This window comes from Micromonospora globbae (assembly GCF_003610785.1).
Lineage (GTDB): Bacteria > Actinomycetota > Actinomycetes > Mycobacteriales > Micromonosporaceae > Micromonospora > Micromonospora globbae.
Genome location: NZ_RAQQ01000020.1, coordinates 30,565 through 49,634 on the forward strand (window position 1 = coordinate 30,565; position 19,070 = coordinate 49,634).

At 73.9% G+C, this 19,070-nt stretch carries 17 protein-coding genes and 2 tRNA genes; 9 read left to right on the plus strand and 10 right to left on the minus strand.

The window, feature by feature from the left end; translation table 11 throughout:
- Window positions 1–32: 32 nt before the first annotated feature.
- The 7 genes from D7I43_RS24320 (at window position 33) to D7I43_RS24350 (ending at window position 7,039) form a co-directional block, all read left to right on the plus strand.
- A complete protein-coding gene (locus tag D7I43_RS24320; protein WP_120330881.1) occupies window positions 33–713 on the plus strand; it encodes a response regulator transcription factor in 681 nt (226 codons plus the stop codon).
- 10 nt (window positions 714–723) lie between these two features.
- A complete protein-coding gene (locus D7I43_RS24325) occupies window positions 724–2,226 on the plus strand; it encodes a sensor histidine kinase (protein WP_120330882.1) in 1,503 nt (500 codons plus the stop codon).
- On the plus strand, window positions 2,223–3,128 hold the full coding sequence (locus tag D7I43_RS24330; RefSeq protein WP_240033125.1) for a Gmad2 immunoglobulin-like domain-containing protein: 906 nt from the start codon (window positions 2,223–2,225) through the stop codon (window positions 3,126–3,128). The genes D7I43_RS24325 and D7I43_RS24330 overlap by 4 nt, the downstream gene beginning before the upstream one ends.
- 188 nt (window positions 3,129–3,316) lie before the next feature.
- Entirely contained in the window at window positions 3,317–4,804 is a 1,488-nt protein-coding gene (locus D7I43_RS24335) for a DHA2 family efflux MFS transporter permease subunit (RefSeq protein WP_120330883.1), read from the plus strand.
- A 155-nt stretch (window positions 4,805–4,959) separates the two neighbouring features.
- Window positions 4,960–5,244, plus strand: coding sequence for an FmdB family zinc ribbon protein (locus tag D7I43_RS24340; protein ID WP_120330884.1), 285 nt, complete (start codon window positions 4,960–4,962; stop codon window positions 5,242–5,244).
- Between the two features lie 87 nt (window positions 5,245–5,331).
- The gene (gene fmdA, locus D7I43_RS24345) at window positions 5,332–6,585 is read left to right on the plus strand and encodes a formamidase (RefSeq protein WP_120330885.1); all 1,254 of its coding nucleotides are present in this window, start codon (window positions 5,332–5,334) and stop codon (window positions 6,583–6,585) included.
- 70 nt (window positions 6,586–6,655) lie between these two features.
- On the plus strand, window positions 6,656–7,039 hold the full coding sequence (locus D7I43_RS24350) for a UBP-type zinc finger domain-containing protein (protein ID WP_240033126.1): 384 nt from the start codon (window positions 6,656–6,658) through the stop codon (window positions 7,037–7,039).
- A gap of 27 nt (window positions 7,040–7,066) precedes the next feature.
- On the opposite strand, the gene D7I43_RS24355 is transcribed toward D7I43_RS24350, so the two are convergent.
- The 3 genes from D7I43_RS24355 to D7I43_RS24365 form a co-directional block, all read right to left on the minus strand.
- Window positions 7,067–8,266 carry an RtcB family protein gene (locus D7I43_RS24355; protein ID WP_120330887.1) on the minus strand — a complete coding sequence of 400 codons (1,200 nt, stop codon included), beginning with the start codon at window positions 8,264–8,266 and terminating at the stop codon, window positions 7,067–7,069.
- Between the two features lie 34 nt (window positions 8,267–8,300).
- Window positions 8,301–8,374, minus strand: a tRNA-Gly gene (locus D7I43_RS24360).
- 31 nt (window positions 8,375–8,405) lie between these two features.
- Window positions 8,406–8,477, minus strand: a tRNA-Glu gene (locus tag D7I43_RS24365).
- Window positions 8,478–8,827: 350 nt separating this feature from the next.
- On the opposite strand from D7I43_RS24365, the gene D7I43_RS24370 reads away from it, so the two are divergent.
- Entirely contained in the window at window positions 8,828–9,643 is an 816-nt protein-coding gene (locus D7I43_RS24370; protein ID WP_120330888.1) for an alpha/beta hydrolase, read from the plus strand.
- A 46-nt stretch (window positions 9,644–9,689) separates the two neighbouring features.
- On the opposite strand, the gene D7I43_RS24375 is transcribed toward D7I43_RS24370, so the two are convergent.
- The 7 genes from D7I43_RS24375 to D7I43_RS24405 form a co-directional block, all read right to left on the minus strand.
- Entirely contained in the window at window positions 9,690–10,196 is a 507-nt protein-coding gene (locus tag D7I43_RS24375) for a DinB family protein (protein WP_120330889.1), read from the minus strand.
- Between the two features lie 71 nt (window positions 10,197–10,267).
- A complete protein-coding gene (locus D7I43_RS24380) occupies window positions 10,268–11,095 on the minus strand; it encodes a M15 family metallopeptidase (RefSeq protein ID WP_204985278.1) in 828 nt (275 codons plus the stop codon).
- A gap of 105 nt (window positions 11,096–11,200) precedes the next feature.
- Window positions 11,201–12,205 (minus strand): acetylxylan esterase, encoded by a 1,005-nt coding sequence (locus D7I43_RS24385; protein WP_204985279.1) that lies wholly within the window; start codon window positions 12,203–12,205, stop codon window positions 11,201–11,203.
- Entirely contained in the window at window positions 12,202–14,580 is a 2,379-nt protein-coding gene (locus tag D7I43_RS24390; RefSeq protein ID WP_240033127.1) for a beta-xylosidase/alpha-l-arabinosidase, read from the minus strand. Before D7I43_RS24390 ends, D7I43_RS24385 begins: the two co-directional genes overlap by 4 nt.
- An 89-nt stretch (window positions 14,581–14,669) precedes the next feature.
- A complete protein-coding gene (locus D7I43_RS24395) occupies window positions 14,670–15,530 on the minus strand; it encodes a carbohydrate ABC transporter permease (RefSeq protein WP_396844051.1) in 861 nt (286 codons plus the stop codon).
- A 2-nt stretch (window positions 15,531–15,532) separates the two neighbouring features.
- Window positions 15,533–16,531, minus strand: a complete 999-nt coding sequence (locus tag D7I43_RS24400) for a carbohydrate ABC transporter permease (protein ID WP_120330891.1) — start codon at window positions 16,529–16,531, stop codon at window positions 15,533–15,535.
- Complete coding sequence (locus D7I43_RS24405; RefSeq protein ID WP_120330892.1) at window positions 16,528–17,835, minus strand: extracellular solute-binding protein; 1,308 nt, start codon at window positions 17,833–17,835, stop codon at window positions 16,528–16,530. Before D7I43_RS24405 ends, D7I43_RS24400 begins: the two co-directional genes overlap by 4 nt.
- Before the next feature lie 140 nt (window positions 17,836–17,975).
- Between D7I43_RS24405 and D7I43_RS24410 the strand changes: the two genes are divergently transcribed.
- On the plus strand, window positions 17,976–19,049 hold the full coding sequence (locus tag D7I43_RS24410) for a LacI family DNA-binding transcriptional regulator (protein WP_120330893.1): 1,074 nt from the start codon (window positions 17,976–17,978) through the stop codon (window positions 19,047–19,049).
- Window positions 19,050–19,070 lie beyond the last annotated feature (21 nt).

A 19,070-nucleotide genomic window follows, 5' to 3' on the forward strand; every position in this document is an offset into this window, starting at 1 on the left:
CCGCGGTCGCGCGGGCCTACGCTGGTGGCGTCATGGACGGCCGCGTGCTGGTGGTCGAGGACGATGCCTCCATCCGGGAGGTCAGCGCCCTCGGACTGCGCCGGGCCGGGTTCCGGGTGACCACCGCCGTCGATGGCCGGGAGGCGCTCGCGGTCTGGCGCGCGCGACCGGTCGACCTCATCGTGCTCGACGTGATGCTGCCCGGCCTCGACGGCCTGCAGGTGTGCCGGGAGGTCCGCCGCAGCAGCGCCGTGCCGATCCTCATGCTCACCGCCCGCACCGACACCATCGACGTCGTCGTCGGCCTGGAGTGCGGCGCCGACGACTACCTGCGCAAGCCGTTCGACCTGCCGGAGCTGGTGGCCCGGGTGCGGGCGGTGCTGCGGCGGGCCACCGCGCCCGCCGAGCCGGGCGTCCTGACCGTCGGCGGGTTGGAGATCGACCCGGGCAGCTTCGTGGTCCGCAAGGCCGGACGGGAGCTGCCGCTGACCACCACCGAGTTCCGGCTGCTGCTGGAGCTGGCCCGTCGCCCCGGTCAGGTCTTCACCCGCGAGCTGCTGCTCGACCGGGTGTGGAACCACAGCTATCTCGGCGACTCGCGGCTCGTCGACGTGGCCGTGCAACGGCTGCGCGCCAAGATCGAGGACGACCCCGCCCACCCGCGCCTCGTCCGCACCGTACGCGGCGCCGGCTACAAGCTCACGGCGACGTGAGCGTGCCGCGATGGCCGCGAACCGCGTGCCCCCGGGCCGGCTCCGGCGCCGGCTGACCGTCGCGTTCGTGCTCGTCGCCGGCGTCTCCGCCGGGTCCCTGGCGGGCGGGTCGTACCTGCTGCTGCGGCAGGCACGGCTGGACGCCTCCGTGCAGCAGGCCGCCGCGGACGCCCGCTACCAGCTCGTGCTCGCCGGGCAGTTCCGGCCGCTGACCGAGCAGCGCCGCGCGGAGCTGCTGCGCAGCTTCGAGGGCAGCGGCCGGCACGTGCTGCTCGCCGCCGACGGGGACGTGCAGGCCTCGAACGCCTCGTTCGCGCCGCCGCCCGGGCCGGCGTTGCGGGCCACGGTGGCCGCCGGCGAGCTGGGGTACGAGCGTTCCGCTCCCTCGGCCCGGCCACGGCTGCTCCTGGTCGGCGGCCGGATACCGGGCTCCGACGGCGAGCTCTACGTGGTCACCTCCGAGGAGGACCTGCACCGCGGCCTCGACCAGCTCCGTACGGCGTTGCTGGCCGGCTGGGGGCTCGTCGTGCTCGTCGCCGCGGCGGTCGGGCACGGCCTGGCCCGGCGCACCCTCGAACCGGTCGGGCGGGCCAGCCGGGCCGCCCGGGCGGTCGCCGAGGGGTTGCTCGCCACCCGCCTGCCAGTGCACGGCCGCGACGAGTTCAGCGACTGGGCGGCGTCCTTCAACGGCATGGCCGAGGCGTTGGAGGCCAAGATCGAGGCGCTCTCGCGGGCCCAGGCGCGGGAGCGGCGGTTCACCGCCGACGTCGCGCACGAGCTGCGTACGCCCGTGACCGCCCTCGTGGCGGCGGCCTCGCTGCTGCGCGAGCACACCGACCGGCTCCCGGGCGACGCCCGGCGGGTGGCCGAACTGCTGGTGGCCGACGTGATCCGGCTGCGCCGCCTTGTCGAGGACCTCATGGAGATCTCCCGGGTCGACGCCGGGCAGGAGCCGCTCGCCCCGCGCCCGGTCGATCCCCTGGCCCTGCTGGACGCCCTGGTCGCCGCGCGCGGTTGGCGGGACCGCGTCACCGTCGCCGGGACGGCCACCCCCGTGCGCACCGATCCGCGCCGGCTGGAACGGGTGCTCGCCAACCTCGTGGGCAACGCCGTCGAGCACGGCGGCGGCGAGGTCCGGGCGACGGTGACACGCGACGCCGCTCGGTTGCTCGTCGACGTGACCGACCGCGGGCCGGGCATCGCCCCGGAGCACCTGCCGCGCCTCTTCGACCGCTTCTACAAGGTCGACCCGGCGCGTTCCGGGCCGGGCAGCGGCCTGGGGCTGGCGATCGCGCAGGAGAACACCCGGCTGCTCGGCGGCCACCTGACGGTGCACAGCGCGCCCGGCGACGGCACCCGGTTCCGGCTCGCGCTGCCGGTGTCCGGCCCGCCCGACGCCACGCCGGCCCCGGCCGACGCCGCCGCGGCACCGACCACCCACGCCGGACCGGACGACGCCGCCGCGGCACCGGCCCGCCACGCCGGACCGGCCGACCGCCAGGAGGCGCCGTGAGACGTCCGCTGGTCGCGCTGCTGGTCGCCGGGGTGCTGGTGGGCTGCGCGCCGCCCCGCTCCGGGTCGCTGGGCCCCGCCCCCACCGCGGCGCCGGAGACCGCCACACCCGGCGCGACGCCGCCCGCCCCGGTGCCGGTGACGCCGGCCGGGGAACCGGCCACATCCGGCCCGCGCTCCCCGCGTCCCGCCCCACCGCCGGTGACCGACGCCCCGACGACGGCCGGCGCCGTGACGGTCGAGCTGTGGTTCGTCCGCGACGGGCGGCTGGTGCCGACCCGGCGTACCCGGCCGAGCACCCTGGCCACCTCCCGGCTGGCCCTCACCGAGCTGGCCGCCGGACCGACCGCCGGGGAGGCCGCCACCGGGATGACCACGCTGCTGCCGGCCGGCACCGAACCGCTCGGAGTGTCCGGGGGCGTCGCGACCGTCCGGCTCGCCGCGGTGGGCGGCGACCCGCGCACCGACCGCCTACGCCGGGGCCAGGTCGTCTGGACGCTCACCCAGTTCTCCACCGTCCGCCGGGTGCGATTCGACCCGCCGGTGGCCGGCGCCGACGCGCCGGTGGGGCGGGCGGACTACGCCGACCTGCTGCCGCCGATCGTGGTCACGGGGCCCACCGTCGGGCAGCGGGTCACCAGCCCGCTCACCGTCACCGGCACCGCCGACGTGTTCGAGGCGACCGTCAGCCTGCGGGTGCTCGACGCGGGCGGCCGGGAGATCGCCACGGCGTTCACCACCGCGAGTTGCGGCAGCGGCTGCCGGGGCGACTACCGTGCCGTGGTCACCTGGCGGGCCGCCCGCGAACAGGCCGGCACCGTCGAGGTGTACGAGGTGTCCGCGAACGACGGCAGCCGCGTGAACGTCGTCCGCGTGCCCGTGCGGCTCGCACCCGCCCGGTGACCACCCGGCGTGGCCCGACCGGGGGCGGATGCCGCAAGCCGCTGCGCGGACCGGATCGCGCCCACTAGCGTCGGACGTGAACGTCGTTCGCGGGGGCGGGGCAGGCGAAAGACGGCACCCGGACGTGGGCCGGGCGCGACCGTCCCGTCGCGCCGAGCCGGATCCTCGTCCGCACGGAGGGCCTCGCCATGCCCGGAACACCCTCGACCACCGCCGACGTGCCCGGCGCCGGGACGCAGGGCGGGCACCCGCGCCGCTGGGCCGTGCTCGCGGTCATCGCGGTCGCGCAGCTCATGGTGGTGCTGGACGCCACCATCGTGAACATCGCGCTCCCCCACGCCCAGGCCGACCTGGGCATCAGCGACGCCGACCGGCAGTGGGTGGTGACCGCGTACACGCTGACGTTCGGCGGGCTGCTGCTGCTCGGCGGCCGCCTCGCCGACTACTGGGGACGCAAGCGCGCCTTCCTGGTCGGCATGGTCGGCTTCGCCCTCGCCTCCGCCGTGGGCGGCCTGGCCACCAACGGCGCGCTGCTCTTCGGCGCCCGCGCGTTGCAGGGCGTCTTCGGCGCGCTGCTCGCCCCGGCCTCGCTGGCGCTGCTCACGGTGCTGTTCACCGAGACGCGGGAGCGGGCGAAGGCGTTCGCCGTGTACGGCGCGATCGCCGGCGGCGGCTCCGCCGTGGGCCTGCTCCTCGGCGGGGTGCTCACCGAGTACACGAGCTGGCGCTGGTGCCTGCTGGTCAACATCCCGATCGCCGCGTTCGCGCTGCTCCTGGCGCTCCCGCTGGTGCCGGAGAGCCGGGCGCACGGCGACACCCGCTACGACGTGCCGGGCGCGCTGGTCGTCACCCTGGGCCTGGTGAGCCTCGTGTACGGGTTCACGCGGGCCGCCGAGGACGGCTGGGACGCCGCCGGGACGCTCGCGTTCATCGCCGCCGGCGTGGCGTTGCTCGCGGCGTTCGTCGTCATCGAGCTGCGCTCCAGCCACCCGCTGCTGCCGATGCGGATCCTGCTCGACCGCAACCGGGGCGGCGCGTACCTCGCCTCCACGCTGATCGGCGCCGGCCTCTTCGGGGCGTTCCTCTTCCTGACCTTCTACTTCCAGGTGGTGCTCCGGTACACGCCGCTGGAGGCGGGGCTCGCGTCGCTGCCGGTCACCGCCGGGGTGCTCATCGCCGCGGGCGCGGCCAGCCAGCTCCTGCCCCGGGTCGGTGCCAAGCCCCTGATGCTCGCCGGCGCGGTGCTCGCCGCGGCGGGCATGGTGGCGCTCACCCAGGTGGACGTGGACACCTCGTTCGCCGCCCACCTGCTGCCCGCCCAGGTCGTCCTCGGCATGGGGCTCGGCTTCACGTTCGTGCCGCTGTCCAGCCTCGCCCTGTACGGCGTCCCGGAGCACGACGCGGGCGCGGCCAGCGCCACCCTCAACGCCACCCAGCAGGTCGGGGGCTCCCTCGGCACGGCCCTGCTCAACACCATGTACACGAGCGCGGTCACCGGGTACCTGGCGACCCGGGTGCCGGATCCGGGCACCCAGGTGCGGGCGCTGGTGCACGGCTACTCGGTGGCGTTCGCCTGGGGCACCGGGCTGATCCTGCTCTCGGGCCTGACCACCCTGCTGCTGATCCGCGTACGCCGGCAGGACGTGCCCACCGGCGCGCCGGCGCACCTGGGCTGACCGCGCCGGCCGCACCGCGTCACCCGATCGGGCGGCCACGGGGACCACCTCGGACGTTGGCCAGCGGACCGCCCGGATGCGCACGATCCTTGACCTGTCCGGCGCGGCCCCGGTGTCCGCCCGGCCACGACGACGGCGCACGTGAGGAGGGCGACGTGGCGACGTACGACTACCGGTGCCCGAACGACGGCGACGTCGAGGCGCGGTTCCCGCTCGGCGAGGCACCACCGACGCTGCCCTGCCCGGCCTGCGGCGGCGCGGCCGGCCGGGTCTGGTCGGCGCCGCGGCTGACCCGCACGCCCCGCGCGCTCCGGACGGCGCTGGACCGGGCCGCGGCGAGCGCGGAGACGCCCCAGGTGGTGACCCGCGTACCGGGACGGCGACCGGCCACCCCGAGGGCCTCTGCCCACCCGGCCCACTCCCGGCTCCCGCGCCTGTGACACGACCGGCGGCGCCGATCCCGCGCTGTGCCGCCGCCAGACGACAGACCACCACCGTGGCGGACGGTGGGAACGGAAGGACGGCACATGCCCGAGGTCATCTTCCCTCTCGACTCGACGAAGAAGTTCAGGGATCAGGAGAAGATCGGACACAACCGGTGGCACCCGGACATCCCGCCGGTGGCCACGGTCAAGCCGGGAGCGACGTTCCGCGTGCACTGCCGGGAGTGGTTCGACGGCGAGATCCACAACGACGACTCGGCGGACGACGTCCGCGACGCCCCGCTGTCCATCGTGCACGCGCTCAGCGGCCCGTTCGCCGTGCAGGGCGCCGAACCGGGTGACCTGCTGCTGGTCGACATCCTCGACGTCGGCCCGATCCCGCAGGAGGACTCCGGCCCGCTCGCCGGCCAGGGCTGGGGGTACACGGGGATCTTCGCCAAGCAGAACGGCGGCGGGTTCCTGACCGACCAGTTCCCCGACGCGTACAAGGCGATCTGGGACTTCAGCGGGCAGCGGGCCACCTCGCGGCACATCCCGGGCGTCTCCTTCACCGGCATGATCCACCCCGGCCTGATGGGCACCGCCCCGTCGGCCGACCTCCTGGACAGGTGGAACCGGCGGGAGCGGACGCTCGCGGAGACCGACCCCGACCGGGTGCCGCCACTGGCGCTGCCCCCGTTGCCGCAGGACGCGATCCTCGGTTCGTTGACCGGCTCCGCGTACGAGGCCGCCGCGGCCGTCGCGGCGCGGACCGCGCCACCCCGGGAGAACGGCGGCAACCAGGACATCAAGAACCTCACCAAGGGGTCCCGCGTCTTCTATCCGGTGTACGTGCCGGGCGGCAACCTCTCCGTCGGCGACCTGCACTTCTCCCAGGGCGACGGGGAGATCACGTTCTGCGGCGCCATCGAGATGGGCGGCTTCGTCGACCTGCACGTCGACCTCATCAAGGACGGGATGCGCACGTACGGGGTCTCCGAGAACGCGATCTTCCTGCCGGGCAACACCAACCCCCAGTACTGTCAGTGGCTCGCCTTCTCCGGGATCTCGGTGACCCTCGACGGGGAGCAGCGCTACCTGGACTCGCAGCTGGCGTTCCAGCGGGCCTGCCTGCACGCCATCGACTACCTCACCACGTTCGGCTACAGCCCGGAGCAGGCGTACCTGCTCCTGGGGGCCGCGCCGATCGAGGGACGCTTCTCGGGCGTGGTGGACATCCCGAACTCCTGCGCGACCATCTACATCCCCACCGAGATCTTCGACTTCGACGTCCGGCCCTCGGCCAGCGGGCCCACGAAGATCAAGCAGAAGGTGACCGCACCGAAGTCGACCTTCTGAGGATGTGCCGGCCGGCACACGTGCGGGGGCGGGGTGGGCCCGGGCCCTCGCGCGTGCCAGACTGCCGAACGTGGGTGAACAGACGAGGCCGGAGCCCGAGCCGCAGTCCGTGAGCGCGGCGATCGACCCGGCCGCGCCGCCGAGCGGCCCCGGCTGCCTGGAGTGCGAATCGACCGGCGGGTGGTGGTTCCACCTGCGCCGCTGCGCGGCCTGCGGCCACGTCGGCTGCTGCGACTCGTCGCCGAGCCGGCACGCGACCGCCCACGCCGCCGCGACGGGCCACCCGATCATCCAGAGCTACGAGCCCGGCGAGTCGTGGTTCTGGGACTACTCCACCGACCAGTTCTACGCCGAGGGGCCGGTGCTGGCCGAGCCGCACTCGCACCCGCTCGACCAGCCCGCACCCGGCCCGCGCGGCCGGGTGCCGGAGGACTGGAAGACCCGCCTGCACTGACGGGCGGTCGTCCTCCGGCCCTCCGGTTCAGCCCTTCACGCACACCACCTGCTTGAGGTGCGCGACCACCTCGACCAGATCCTCCTGCTGCGCCATCACCTCGGCGATGTCCTTGTACGCGGCGGGGATCTCGTCGACCACCCCGGCGTCCTTGCGGCACTCCACGCCCGCGGTCTGCGCCACGAGATCCGCGGTGCCGTAGGTCCGCTTGGCCTGCGCCCGCGACATCCGCCGCCCCGCACCGTGCGACGCCGAGCAGTACGCGTCCGCGTTGCCCTTCCCGCGCACGATGTACGAACCGGTGCCCATCGAGCCGGGAATGATGCCGAGGTCGCCCCGGCCGGCCCGGATCGCGCCCTTGCGGGTCACGAGCACCTCCACGCCGCCGTAGCTCTCCTCCGCCACGTAGTTGTGGTGGCAGCTGATCGGCTCGTCGTAGCGCACCTGCGGGAACCGCTCCCGGACGACGCCGCAGAGCACCGCCAGCATCACGGCCCGGTTGCGCCGCGCGTACTCCTGCGCCCACCACAGGTCCCGGCGGTAGGCGTCCATCTCCGGCGTGCCGGCGAGGAACACCGCGAGGTCCCGGTCGGGCAGGTCGGCGTTGTGCGGCAGCCGCCGGGCGACCGCCATGTGCCGCTCGGCCAGCTCCTTGCCGATGTTGCGGGAGCCGGAGTGCAGCATCAGCCAGACCCGCCCGGAGTCGGCGCCGCCCTGCTCCAGGCAGACCTCGATGAAGTGGTTCCCGCCGCCGAGGGTGCCCAGCTGCCGCTGCGCGCGGACCTCGAGCTGCGCGACCCCCCGGTGCAGGTCGGCGAACCGGGCCCAGAAGTCGGCCCAGCCGCCCTGCTCCAGCCCGCGCACCCGGCGCGGGTCGACCGGCTCGTCGCGCTGCGCGAAGCCCACCGGGATCGCCGCCTCGATGGCCGAGCGCAGCCCGGCCAGGTCGTCGGGCAGGTCGGCGGCGGTGAGCGAGGTGCGCACCGCGGACATGCCGCACCCGATGTCCACGCCGACCGCCGCCGGGGACACGGCCTGCCGCATGGCGATCACCGAGCCGACCGTGGCGCCCTTGCCGAAGTGCACGTCCGGCATCACCGCGACACCCTCCACCCAGGGCAGCGCGCCGATGTTGCGCAGCTGCCGGGCCGCCTGCGGCTCGATGGCGTACGGGTCGGTCCAGACCCGGACCGGTGCCCGGGTGCCGGCCAGCGTGGTGAAGCCCATGGTCGTCTCCTCGTGTCGATGCGGATGGTGTCGGAGCGGCTGGCCGGAGTCGAACCGGCGACCTTCACCGTGGCGAGGTGACGCGCTGCCAGGCTGCGCTACAACCGCGAGACGTGCGGCGCCCGGCGGCGCCGACGCGTGAGCCGTACGGGATTCGAACCCGTGACCTCCCGGGTGAGAACCGGGTGAGCTTCCGCTGCTCCAACGGCCCGTGCCCGGGCGGGCGACCCCCCGGCCCGCCCGGGGCCGGGGTCACGGACGGAAAAGCCGCCCGGACCCCGGCGGGGTGGGCGGCTGCGTACGTACGCGGGCGCGTCAGTCGCGCCGCCTCACCCGGTGCCGGCCCCCCACGTACCGGCGCTGACCCAGGACCCGTTCCGTTGTGGACAGCCACGCACCGCCGCGCGGCGTGGGCCGCGTGGACCGGATGGTGGCGTGCGCTGGCACGGCGTCCTCCCTGGGATGATCAGGTGACCTTGCGCCGACGACGGTATGCGGGACGGGCCCGGGCCGGCAATCGATATTCGCCGCGCCACCGCGCGCCGGCTACCGTTCACGATCGTGGCCCTCATGCGCGTGGACTTCTACTCCGAGGTGCTCGCCCTCAGCACCTCCATGACCGTGATCCTGCCGCAGCGGACGTCGTCGCAGATCGGGATGGCCGGCGGCACCACGGGCGGCGACCCGCCGGTGCTCTACCTGCTGCACGGGCTCACCGACGACGACACGATCTGGGTGCGCCGCACGTCCGTCGAGCGGTACGTGGCGCCGCTCGGCCTCGCCGTGGTGATGCCCCAGGTCGGCCGGAGCTTCTACGCCGACGAGGCGCACGGCAACCGCTACTGGACGTTCCTCAGCGAGGAGCTGCCGGAGCTGTGCCGGTCGTTCTTCCGCATCTCCGACCGCCGGGAGGACACGTTCGTGGCCGGGCTGTCGATGGGCGGCTACGGGGCGGTGAAGTGGGCGCTGCGGCAGCCGGGACGGTTCGCCGCGGCGGCCAGTCTCTCCGGGGCGCTGGACATCACCCACCGGCTGGAGCACCCGACCGACCCGCTCGATGAGGCGGTGCGGCGCACCGTCTTCGGCGACCGCCCGGTCGCCGGCACCGACGAGGACACCCTGGCCCTGCTGGACCGGGTGAGCGGCGGGCCCGCCGTCCGGCCCGCGCTCTACGTCGCCTGCGGCACAGAGGACTTCCTGTACGAGGACAACGTCCGCTTCGTCGCCGCCGCGCGGGAGCGGGGTGTGCCGCTCACCGTCGACTTCTCCCCCGGCGACCACGACTGGGCGTACTGGGACGCGAAGATCGCCGACGTGCTCGCCTGGCTGCCGCTGCCACGGGCCACCACCGACCCGGCGCCGCCCGGCCCCGCGTGACCGCCGCCGCGGCGGCGCCGGGCCGCCAGCCGGCCCACACCGGGTCTCAGGCGCCGACGGTGCCGTCGATCGCCTCCCGGAGGAAGTCGGCGTGACCGTTGTGCCGGGCGTACTCGTGGATCAGGTGCAGCATCACCAGGCGCAGGGACACGTCCGCGCCCCACCGGGCGTTGTGGCCGGTGACGTCCAGCGACTCCGCCTCCCGTTCGATCCGCCGCGAGTGCTCGACCTCGCGCCGCCACGCGGCGAACGCCTCCGCCCGGGTCGCCGAGCGCGCGTCGTACGCCTCCTGGAAGTCGCCGCTGCTCGACCACACCAGGGGGATGTCCTCGCCGTTGATGACCCGGCGGAACCAGGTCCGTTCCACCTCGGCCATGTGCCGGACCAGCCCGAGCAGGGAGAGCGTCGACGGCGGCGAGGACTGCCGCCGCAGTTCCTCGTCGGTCAGCCCGTCGCACTTGAGGGCGAGCGTCGCCCGGTGGTAGTCCAGAAAGGCGCGCAGCGTCTCACGCTCCCCGCCGGTCAGTGGTGGGGCGATGCGCTCCGTCGTCATGTGCCGTCTTCCTTCCCCGCGGTGGTGCTGGCCGGTCCCGCCGATCATGCCGTACGCGCCGGACGGTCCGCTCAGCGCACGGACGAGCGGGCCACCGGGGCGTCGAAGTAGGTGTCCGGGTACGGCTCGTCCCGGAGGCGGTAGTGCCACCACTCGCGGTCGTAGTTGACGAACCCGGCGTCGGTCATGAGCCGCCGCAGCAGCATCCGGTTCTCCCGGGCCGTGCCGGTGACGGCGGGGTCGGCAGTGTGGGCCCGGGCGTCGAAGCAGTCGAAGCCGGTGCCCATGTCCACGCTGTTGTCCGGGAACCGCTGGGCGCGCGGCGCCGTGCAGGCGACGAGCGGCTGGCCGGGCACGTACGGCGGCTGCGTCGGCGCGGGCACGTCGACCAGGGTCAGGTCCAGGGTGCTGCCGCGGCTGTGCGCGGTCGGCGCGCCGATGTAGCCGTCCTCGAACAGCCGGGCCTTGTCCACGTGGGGATAGAACTCGGCCTTCATCTGCTGCTCGTCCGGCCGTTCGGCCCAGGCCACGAAGTCGTCCGCGGCCGGCACGGGTCGGTAGCAGTCGTACACCTTGAGGCTGTGACCGCCGGCGAGGGCGGCCTCCTGCACCCGGCGCAGCGCCTCGGCGGCCCGCCGGGTGAGCAGGCAGAGCGGTTCGGTGTAACCGGTGATCGGCCGGCCCACGAAGTTGTGCGGGGTGGCGTACCGGATGTCGGTGAGGATGCGGGGGTCGACGTCGCCGAGCACCACGAAGCCGGGCAGGGGTGGCGGGCCGGTGGGCGACGCCGACGGGGGGCCGGTCGGTGACGGCTGCGGGACGGGCGGGGTCGGCGCGGGGCGTGGCTCGGGCCGCCCGCAGGCGCCGAGCAGCGTGCCGGCCGCGAGGAGCGCGGCCACGAGCCGGGCGGCCCGCCGGCGCGGGGGCGGGGGCCGACGCGCGCGCCGCCGCGTCGGCGCCGCGCCGGGCCACGTCCGGGCTGACCTGCGCACCCGTCCTGTCTATCAGCCGGCGACCGGCTCCGGAGCGGCCTCGGCGTCCCCGGTCAGGTGCGCGGCGAGGAACCGCAGCGCCGCCGCGTCGTCGTCGATCCCGCCCGCCTCGTGGCCGTTGTAGCGCCACACCGACAGCTCCGTGGGCCCGGCGTGGGCGTTCACGGCGGCGAAGACGGTCGACGGCGGCACGATCTCGTCCATGAGGGCGACCGAGTAGCGGGTTGGGACGTGGCAGCGCCGGGCGAAGTTGACCCCGTCGACGTACGCCAGGGTGGCGAGCACCCGCTGCTCGGCGTCGCGGTGGACGGCCAGGAAGTCGCGGATCTCGCGGTAGGGCCGGGCGTCGGTGACCACGACGGCGCGGGGGATGTCGCAGAGGAACGGCACCCCGGCGACCACGGCCCGCAGGTCGGGCGCCAGCGCGCCGGCCGCGAGCGCCAGCGCGCCGCCCTGGCTGTGGCCGAGCACCGCGACCCGGGCCGGGTCGACGGCCGGCAGGGTCCGGACGGCGTCCACGGCCCGGACGGCGTCGGTGACGAGCCGCCGGTAGTAGTAGGTGCGCGGGTCGGCGATGCCCCGGGTCAGCACCCCGGGCGCCTCCGGGCCGGCCACGGCCGGGTCCGGGGTATCGCCGCGGCTCCACCCCGAACCCTGCCCCCGCGTGTCCATCTGGAGGTGGGCGTACCCGGCCGCGGCCCACAGCAGGTTCTCCAGCGGGTGCCCGCGGCCGCCGCCGTAACCGGCGTACTGCACGACGGCCGGCAGCGGCGGCCGGCCGCCGCGGGGTACCCGCAGCCAGCCCCGGACGGGCTGGCCGGCGAAGCCGGGGAACGTCACGTCGTACACGTCGATGCCGGCGAGCCCGGTGGGTACGGGCTCGACCCGCACGGACGGGTCGGCGGAGCGGGCCTCGGCCAGCGTGGTGGCCCAGAACCGGTCGAAGTCGGCCGGGTCGCGCACCCCGCTGCGGTACCCGCGCAGCTGCTCCTCGGGCAGGTCGGTGAACACCGTCAGCCGGCGCTCGGGGTGACGGTGAAACCCGGGTGCATCCGCCGCGTGTGGTCGACGTGCCGCGCCGGCCCGCGCAGCTCGACACCGGCCGTCAGGCGGGTGTCGGTGCTGGACGCGGCGAGCCGCAGCTCCAACGCGCCCGACTCGACCACGCGCCGCCCGTCGCGCCCGGTGAACGAGAACAGGTCGGCCGGCACGGTGACCTCGATCCGGCAGGACTCCCCCGGGTCCAGGGGCACCCGCTGGTAGCCGATGAGCCGCTGCACCGGTTGCACCACCGAGGCCACCGGGTCGTGCGCGTACAGCTGCACGACCTCGCTGCCCCACCGGTCGCCGCTGTTGCGCAGCGTGAAGGCCAGCCGCAGCTCGCCGTCGGTCTCCGCCACCGCCTGTTCGACCGTCAGCTCCGACCAGTCGAAGCGGGTGTAGGTGAGGCCGTGCCCGAAGCCGTACGCCGGGGCGGGGTCGAGGTTGGAGACGTCGGTGGCGTGCCCGAGCCGGGCCGCGAGGTAGGTGGCCGGCTGCGCGCCCGTCCGGCGGGGCACGCTCACGGGCAGCCGCCCCTGCGGCTCGACCCGCCCGCTGAGCACCCCGGCGATGGCCGGTGGCCCCTCCTGGCCGGGGAAGAACGACTGCACGATGGCGGCCGCGTCGTCGACCGCCCGGCCCAGCGCGTACGGCCGGCCCGCGACCATGACCACCACCACGGGCGTGCCGGTGTCCAGCAGCGCGTCGAGCAGCTGCTGCTGCACACCCGGCAGGGCCAGCGACTCGACGTCGCAGCCCTCGCCGCTGGTGCCCCGCCCGAACAGCCCCGCCCGGTCACCGAGGGCCGCGATCACCACGTCCGCGTCCCGGGCCGCCGCGACGGCCGCCGCGAGGCCGTCGGTGTCCGGCCCGTCGACGCTCGCGCCGGTCTCGACCACCACCTCGCTGGACGGGAACTCGGCCCGCAGGGCCGCCACCAGCGTCGGCAGCTCGATCCCGTACGGCGTCCCGGGGTGGCGGGAACCGACGTGCACCGGGAAGGAGTAGCAGCCGAGCACCGCCGTCGGGCTCTCCGCCTGCGGGCCGACCACCGCGATGCGCGCCGGCGCGGCCAGCGGCAGGATGCCGTCGTTGCGCAGCAGGACGACCGCCTCCTCGGCGATCTGCCGGGCCAGCTCGCGGTTGGCCGGCGGGTCCAGGTCGACGGCGCCGCGCACGGCCTCCGGGTCGTCCAGGTCGACCCCGTCCAGCGCCGGCGGCACCGGGCTCCACCCGGCGTCGAGCAGCCCCAGCTCGGCCTTCTGGAGCAGCACCCGGCGCACGGCGCGGTCGACGAGCGCCTCGGGCACCACGCCGTCGGCGATCGCCGCGCGCAGCGGCTCGCCGAACGTCTTCACGGTGGGCAGCTCGACGTCCACGCCGGCGGCCAGGGCGGCACCGGCCGCCTCGCCCCAGCTGCCGGCCACCCCGTGCAGCATGCGCAGGAACGCGATGCCGAAGTAGTCGGCGACCACCGTGCCGGTGAAGCCCCACGTGTCGCGGAGCAGCCCGGTGAGCAGTTCCTCGTCCGCCGCCGACGGCATCCCGTCGGTGTCGGTGTAGGCGTGCATCACCGAGCGCGCGCCGCTCTCGCGTACCGCCATCTCGAACGGCAGGAGCATGACGTCGGCCCGTTCGCGGGGCCCCATGCCGACCGGTGCGAGGTTGCGGCCGGCGCGGGAGGCCGAGTAGCCGACGAAGTGCTTGAGCGTGGCCACCACACCCTCGGACTCCAGGCCCTGGATGTACGCGGTGCCGACCGTGCCGACCAGGTAGGGGTCCTCGCCGATGGTCTCCTCGACCCGTCCCCAGCGGGCGTCGCGCACCACGTCGAGCACCGGGGCGAGCCCCTGGTGCACGCCGACGCGGCGCATGTCGGCCCCGATGGCGGCGGCCATCCGGCGGATCAGCGGCGGGTCGAACGTCGCTCCCCAGGACAGCGGCACCGGGTAGGCGGTGGCTCCCCAGGTGGCGAAGCCGGCCAGGCACTCCTCGTGGGCCACGGCGGGGATGCCGAAGCGGTTCGCCGCGACGATGCGCTGCTGGGTGCGCAGCAGCGAGAGCGCGCCGAGCGCCGGGTCCACCGGCGCGGTCCCGAACGGCCGGGTCAGCTGGCCGAGGCCGGTCCCCAGCAGGGCCTCGAGGTCGACCGGGTCCTCCATCTCGTGCTGGTACGGGGCGACCTCGCCGCCGTCGGCGGAGGCGCCCACCCAGACTCCGTACAGCTGGGCGATCTTCTCGGGCAGGGTCATGGCGGCGACCAGGGCGTCCACCCGGGTGGCGGGGTCGTAGGAGGGGTCGTTCCAGATGGCGGTGCTGCGTTCGATGTCCACGGTCACGGTGTCGGTCACTTTCCTCCGACGCCCGTCGGTCCCTGCGGGAGGGCCCGGCGGGCGAACAGGTAGACGGTCATGCGGTGTGTCGTCCTCGCCGGCCGCGGTCAGCCCTTGACCGCGCCCTGCAGGCCACCGACGATCTGCTTCTCGGCGAGGGTGAAGAAGAGGAGTGCCGGCAACATCGCCAGCGAGGTGAAGGCGAGGATCCCCGCCGTGTCGGAGGTGTACTGGCTGGAGAAGTTCTGCACGCCCAGCGGCAGGGTGTGCAGGTCGACGTCGCCGAGGACGAGCAGTGGCAGGAGGAAGGCGTTCCAGCTGGCCACGAACGCGAGGACCCCGACGGTGACGAGCGCGGGCCGGGACAGCGGCAGCATGATGCGCCAGAGGAAGCTCAGCCGTCCGGCCCCGTCGATGGCGGCGGCGTCCTCCAGTTCGCGGGGGACCGCGGACAGGAACGGGCGGAGGATCACGATCGTGATCGGCAACGAGAAGGCGACCTGCGGGAGGATCACCGCGTAGTAGGAGTTGATCAGGTTCAGGTCGCGCAGCATGAGGTAGAGCGGCAGGATCGCCGCGCCGGCGGGGAACAGCAGGCCGAGGGTGAAGAAGGTGTAGAGCGCCTCGCGCCCCCGGAAGGTGTACCGGGCGAGCACGAACGCCGCGCAGACGCCGAGTACGACGACACCGAGGGTCGTGCCCAGGGCGATCACGGCGCTGTTGAACGCCTGGCGCCAGAAGTCGCTCTCCGTGAGCACCCTGGCGTAGTTGTCCAGCACCCACGGATCGGGCAGCCCGGCCGGGTCCGCGACGATCTGCGGGGTGGTGCGGAAGCCGCCGACGATCACGTAGACCACCGGGGCGATCGACACGGCGGCCACCGCGAGCGCCAGCGCGTACGTGAGCGGGTTGGCCCACGACCACGGGCGACGCGGGGCGGGCGGGGAGGGGACGGTGGTCGCGGGCACGGTCAGTTCGTCCTTCCGGTGATGGCGCCCTCGATGTCGCGGCGGAGGAGGAAGCGCTGGAACAGCAGCGCCGCGATGAACGAGATGACGAACAGGATCACGGCCACCGCGTTGCCGTAGCCCCACAGCCGGGCGAAGAAGCCGTTGTCCACCATGTACGTGGCCATGGTGGCCGAGGCGCCGAGCGACCGTACGGCGGGCACCGAGGTCACCCAGATGACGTCGAACACCTGCAGCGAACCGATGATCGACAGGAACATCCAGATCCGGATCGTGGGCCCCAGCAGCGGGAGCGTGACGTGGCGCTGCGTCTGCCACCAGCTCGCGCCGTCGATCGCGGCGGCCTCGGTCAGCTCCGGCGGCACGTTCGACAGGCCGGCGAGCAGGAGGATGATGGCGAAGCCGACGTACTTCCAGGTGAGGACGAACAGCATCGTCCAGATGACGATGTCGAGGTCGGCCAGCCACGCGTGCACCAGGCCGCCCAGACCGAGCTGGCGCAGCAGCGCGTCGACGGTGCCGCCGTCGGTCAGGAGCAGCTTCCACATGATGCCGACGGTGACCTCGGCGAGCACGTAGGGCACGAACACGAGCAGGCGGAACACGGTGCGCCCGCGGAAGCGGCGGTTGAGCAGCAGGGCCACGGCCAGGGCGATGGGGCCCTGGACGAGCAGCGATCCGACCACGATGACGGCGTTGTTGCGCAGCGCGTCGAGGAAGATCGGGTCCTGGAAGGCCAGGACGTAGTTGTCGAGCCCGACGAACTCGGTGGGTGGTCCCACGCCGCGCCATCGGTAGAGGCTGTAGTAGACGGCGAAGCCCATCGGCACCAGCACGAACATCACGTAGACGACGATCGCCGGCGTGGTGAGCCCGACGATCTCGTACCACTTGCGTCGGGTCTGTGCGGCGCGGGCGGACGACCGCCCGGCGGGCCGGGGGCCCGCCGGCGGCGCTGACGCGCCGCCGGCGGGGTTCAGGGTCGGGTTGGTGGCGGTCACTTGCGTGCGGCCGCCTTCATGGCGTCCACGACCTGCTGCGGGGTGCCGTTTCCGGCGAAGATGGCGACGATCGCGTCGTTCATCGCGTTGCCGACCGTGCTGCCGAAGGCCGTGTCCAGCCAGAGCTGCACGTACGTCGCGCCGGCGGTCGCCTCCAGGATGGACTTCAGCGCGGGGTCGGTCACGGCGTCCGCCGCGCCCTTGACGACGGGCAGGCCGGTGCCGGTCCCGGCGTAGCCCTTCTGCACCTCCGGGCTCACGATGTACTTGAGGAACTCGACACACTCCGGCGGGGCGTTCTTGGCGCACGCGAACCCGTCGCCGCCGCCGAGGGCGGCCTTCGGGTCGCCGGGCGAACCGGAGATCGCCGGCACGGGGAACCAGCCGAGGAACTTCGTGAGCTTCGCCGGGTCCTCGGCGACGGTCTCCAGGGTGCCGCGGTTCCAGTCGCCCATCAGCTCCATGGCGGCCTTGCCGTTGGCGAGCAGGCCGTTCGCGCTGGTCGGGTCGTTCTGCCCCGGCGTGGCGATGAAGTTCTGCTGGAACGGTTCGGTCGCGATGAACGTCTTCAGGTCCTCGCCGGCCTTGACGAAGCAGGGGTCGTCGAAGACGAGGTCGACCGAGGCCTTCTTGAGCGTGTCGACGGAGCAGGCGCGCAGCGCGAAGTTGTACCACCAGTGGGCGGCGGGCCACTTGTCGCCGGCGCCGAGGGCGATCGGGGTGACGTTGATGGCCTTGAGCTTCGTGACGGCCGCGTTGAGCTCCTCGAAGGTGGTCGGAGGAGCGGTGATGCCCGCCTTGGCGAACAGGTCCTTGTTGTACCAGACGCCCTCGATGCCCATCCGGAACGGCAGGCCGTACTGCTTGCCGTCCACCTGCCAGATCTCCGCCGCGCTGCCCATGTCGGCGACCTCGGTCTTGACCTGGTCGGTGATGTCCTTGAGGTAGTCGGCCTCCACCTGCTCGCGCATCTCACCGCCGCCCCACGCCTGGAAGATGTCCGGCGGGTCGTTGGTCAGGAGCGCGGCGGGGAGCCGGGTGCGCTGCAACTGGTTGGTCTCGATCGCCTCGATCTGGATCGTGACGGTCGGGTGGAGCGTGGAGAAGTCCTTGGCGACCTTCTCCCAGTAGGTCTTGCCGGGGCCGTCCTGCGAGGCGTTGTGCCACCACGTCAGGGTCACCGGCTTCTGGAACGGCTCTTCCTCATTCGGCGTCTCGCTCTCGCCGCCGTTGCAACCGGCGACGAGGAGTGCGCTGGTCGTCAACAGCGCCAGAGCGGCGCCCGCGCGGTGCTTCATCGCCATCGAATCGTCTCCTCGACTAGCAGTCCGCGGTACTCGGCTGGGGGGGAGTTTTACAGCCGTGTAACTCAGTGTCAATCGTTATCGATAACGTTTTCGAATCTCCGGTGACGGCCTCTGGAGCGGCCTCTATCATCGTCGGCGTGGCGTTCCCGCAGCGTGTGAAGATGTCGGACGTGGCCCGCACGGCCGGCGTCTCGGTGGCGACCGTATCCAAGGTCGTGAACGGCCGTTACGGCGTGGCCCAGGCGACCGTGGAGCGCGTCCGACAGGTCATCCACCAGCTCGGGTACGAGGCCAGCCTCGGTGCGCAGAGCCTGCGCAGTCACCGCACGAACGTGCTGGGCATCCTGGTCTCCGAGTTCGAGCCGTTCTCGACCGAGCTGCTCAAGGGGGCGTCGAGAGAGGTCGCCGGCACCGGCTACCAGTTGCTCGCGTACTCGGGCGGCGACGGCGACGGCGCGGGCATCGGCTGGGAACGACGCTCGCTGGCCCGCCTGTCCGGGACGCTCATCGACGGGGCCGTGATCGTCACGCCCACCGTGGTGGAGACCCGACAGGGCTTCCACGTCGTCGCCGTCGACCCCCACACCGGCCCGTCCGGCCTGCCCACCGTCGACTCCGACAACTTCACCGGCGCGATGCTCGCGACGAACTACCTGCTGTCGCTCGGCCACCGCCGCATCGCGCACCTCAGCGGACGCCCCGACCTCGAGTCGGCGCGGCTGCGCGAGGCGGGCTTCCGCAAGGCCATGGCCGACGCCGGCGTGCCCGTCGACGAGCGGCTCGTACGCGTCGGCGGGTTCCGGGTCGAGAGCGCGGCGGCCACGGCCGCCGAACTGCTCGCGCTCGCCGACCGGCCGACCGCCGTCTTCGCCGGCAACGACCTCTCGGCGATCTCCACGATGGACGTCGCCCGGAGCATGGGCCTCGCGGTGCCCGACGACCTGTCCGTGATCGGATTCGACAACGTTCCCGAGTCGGCGCTGGTCAACCCTCCCCTGACGACGATCGCGCAACCCCTGCAACGCATGGGCGCCGAGGCCATGCGGCTGCTCATCGACGTCATCGGGGGCGTCGAACGCGACCCGCACGTCCGGCTCCCCACCGAACTGGTCATCCGGGCCTCCTGCGCCGCGTACCCCCCTCCCCCGCGCCCGGGACGACCGGTGCCCGCCGCGACCGCCGGGGACGCCCCTCCGATCACCGGCGGTTGACCCTGCCGGTGACGACCTGCC

Bases quoted from the DNA above. Each gene is read 5' to 3' on its own strand.
- fmdA (WP_120330885.1), top strand. From the start codon at position 5,332: ATGCCCGAGGTCATCTTCCCTCTCGACTCGACGAAGAAGTTCAGGGAT.
- D7I43_RS24325 (WP_120330882.1), top strand. From the start codon at position 724: ATGGCCGCGAACCGCGTGCCCCCGGGCCGGCTCCGGCGCCGGCTGACC.
- D7I43_RS24375 (WP_120330889.1), bottom strand. From the start codon at position 10,196: ATGACGACGGAGCGCATCGCCCCACCACTGACCGGCGGGGAGCGTGAG.
- D7I43_RS24405 (WP_120330892.1), bottom strand. From the start codon at position 17,835: ATGGCGATGAAGCACCGCGCGGGCGCCGCTCTGGCGCTGTTGACGACC.
- D7I43_RS24320 (WP_120330881.1), top strand. From the start codon at position 33: ATGGACGGCCGCGTGCTGGTGGTCGAGGACGATGCCTCCATCCGGGAG.
- D7I43_RS24335 (WP_120330883.1), top strand. From the start codon at position 3,317: ATGCCCGGAACACCCTCGACCACCGCCGACGTGCCCGGCGCCGGGACG.
- D7I43_RS24355 (WP_120330887.1), bottom strand. From the start codon at position 8,266: ATGGGCTTCACCACGCTGGCCGGCACCCGGGCACCGGTCCGGGTCTGG.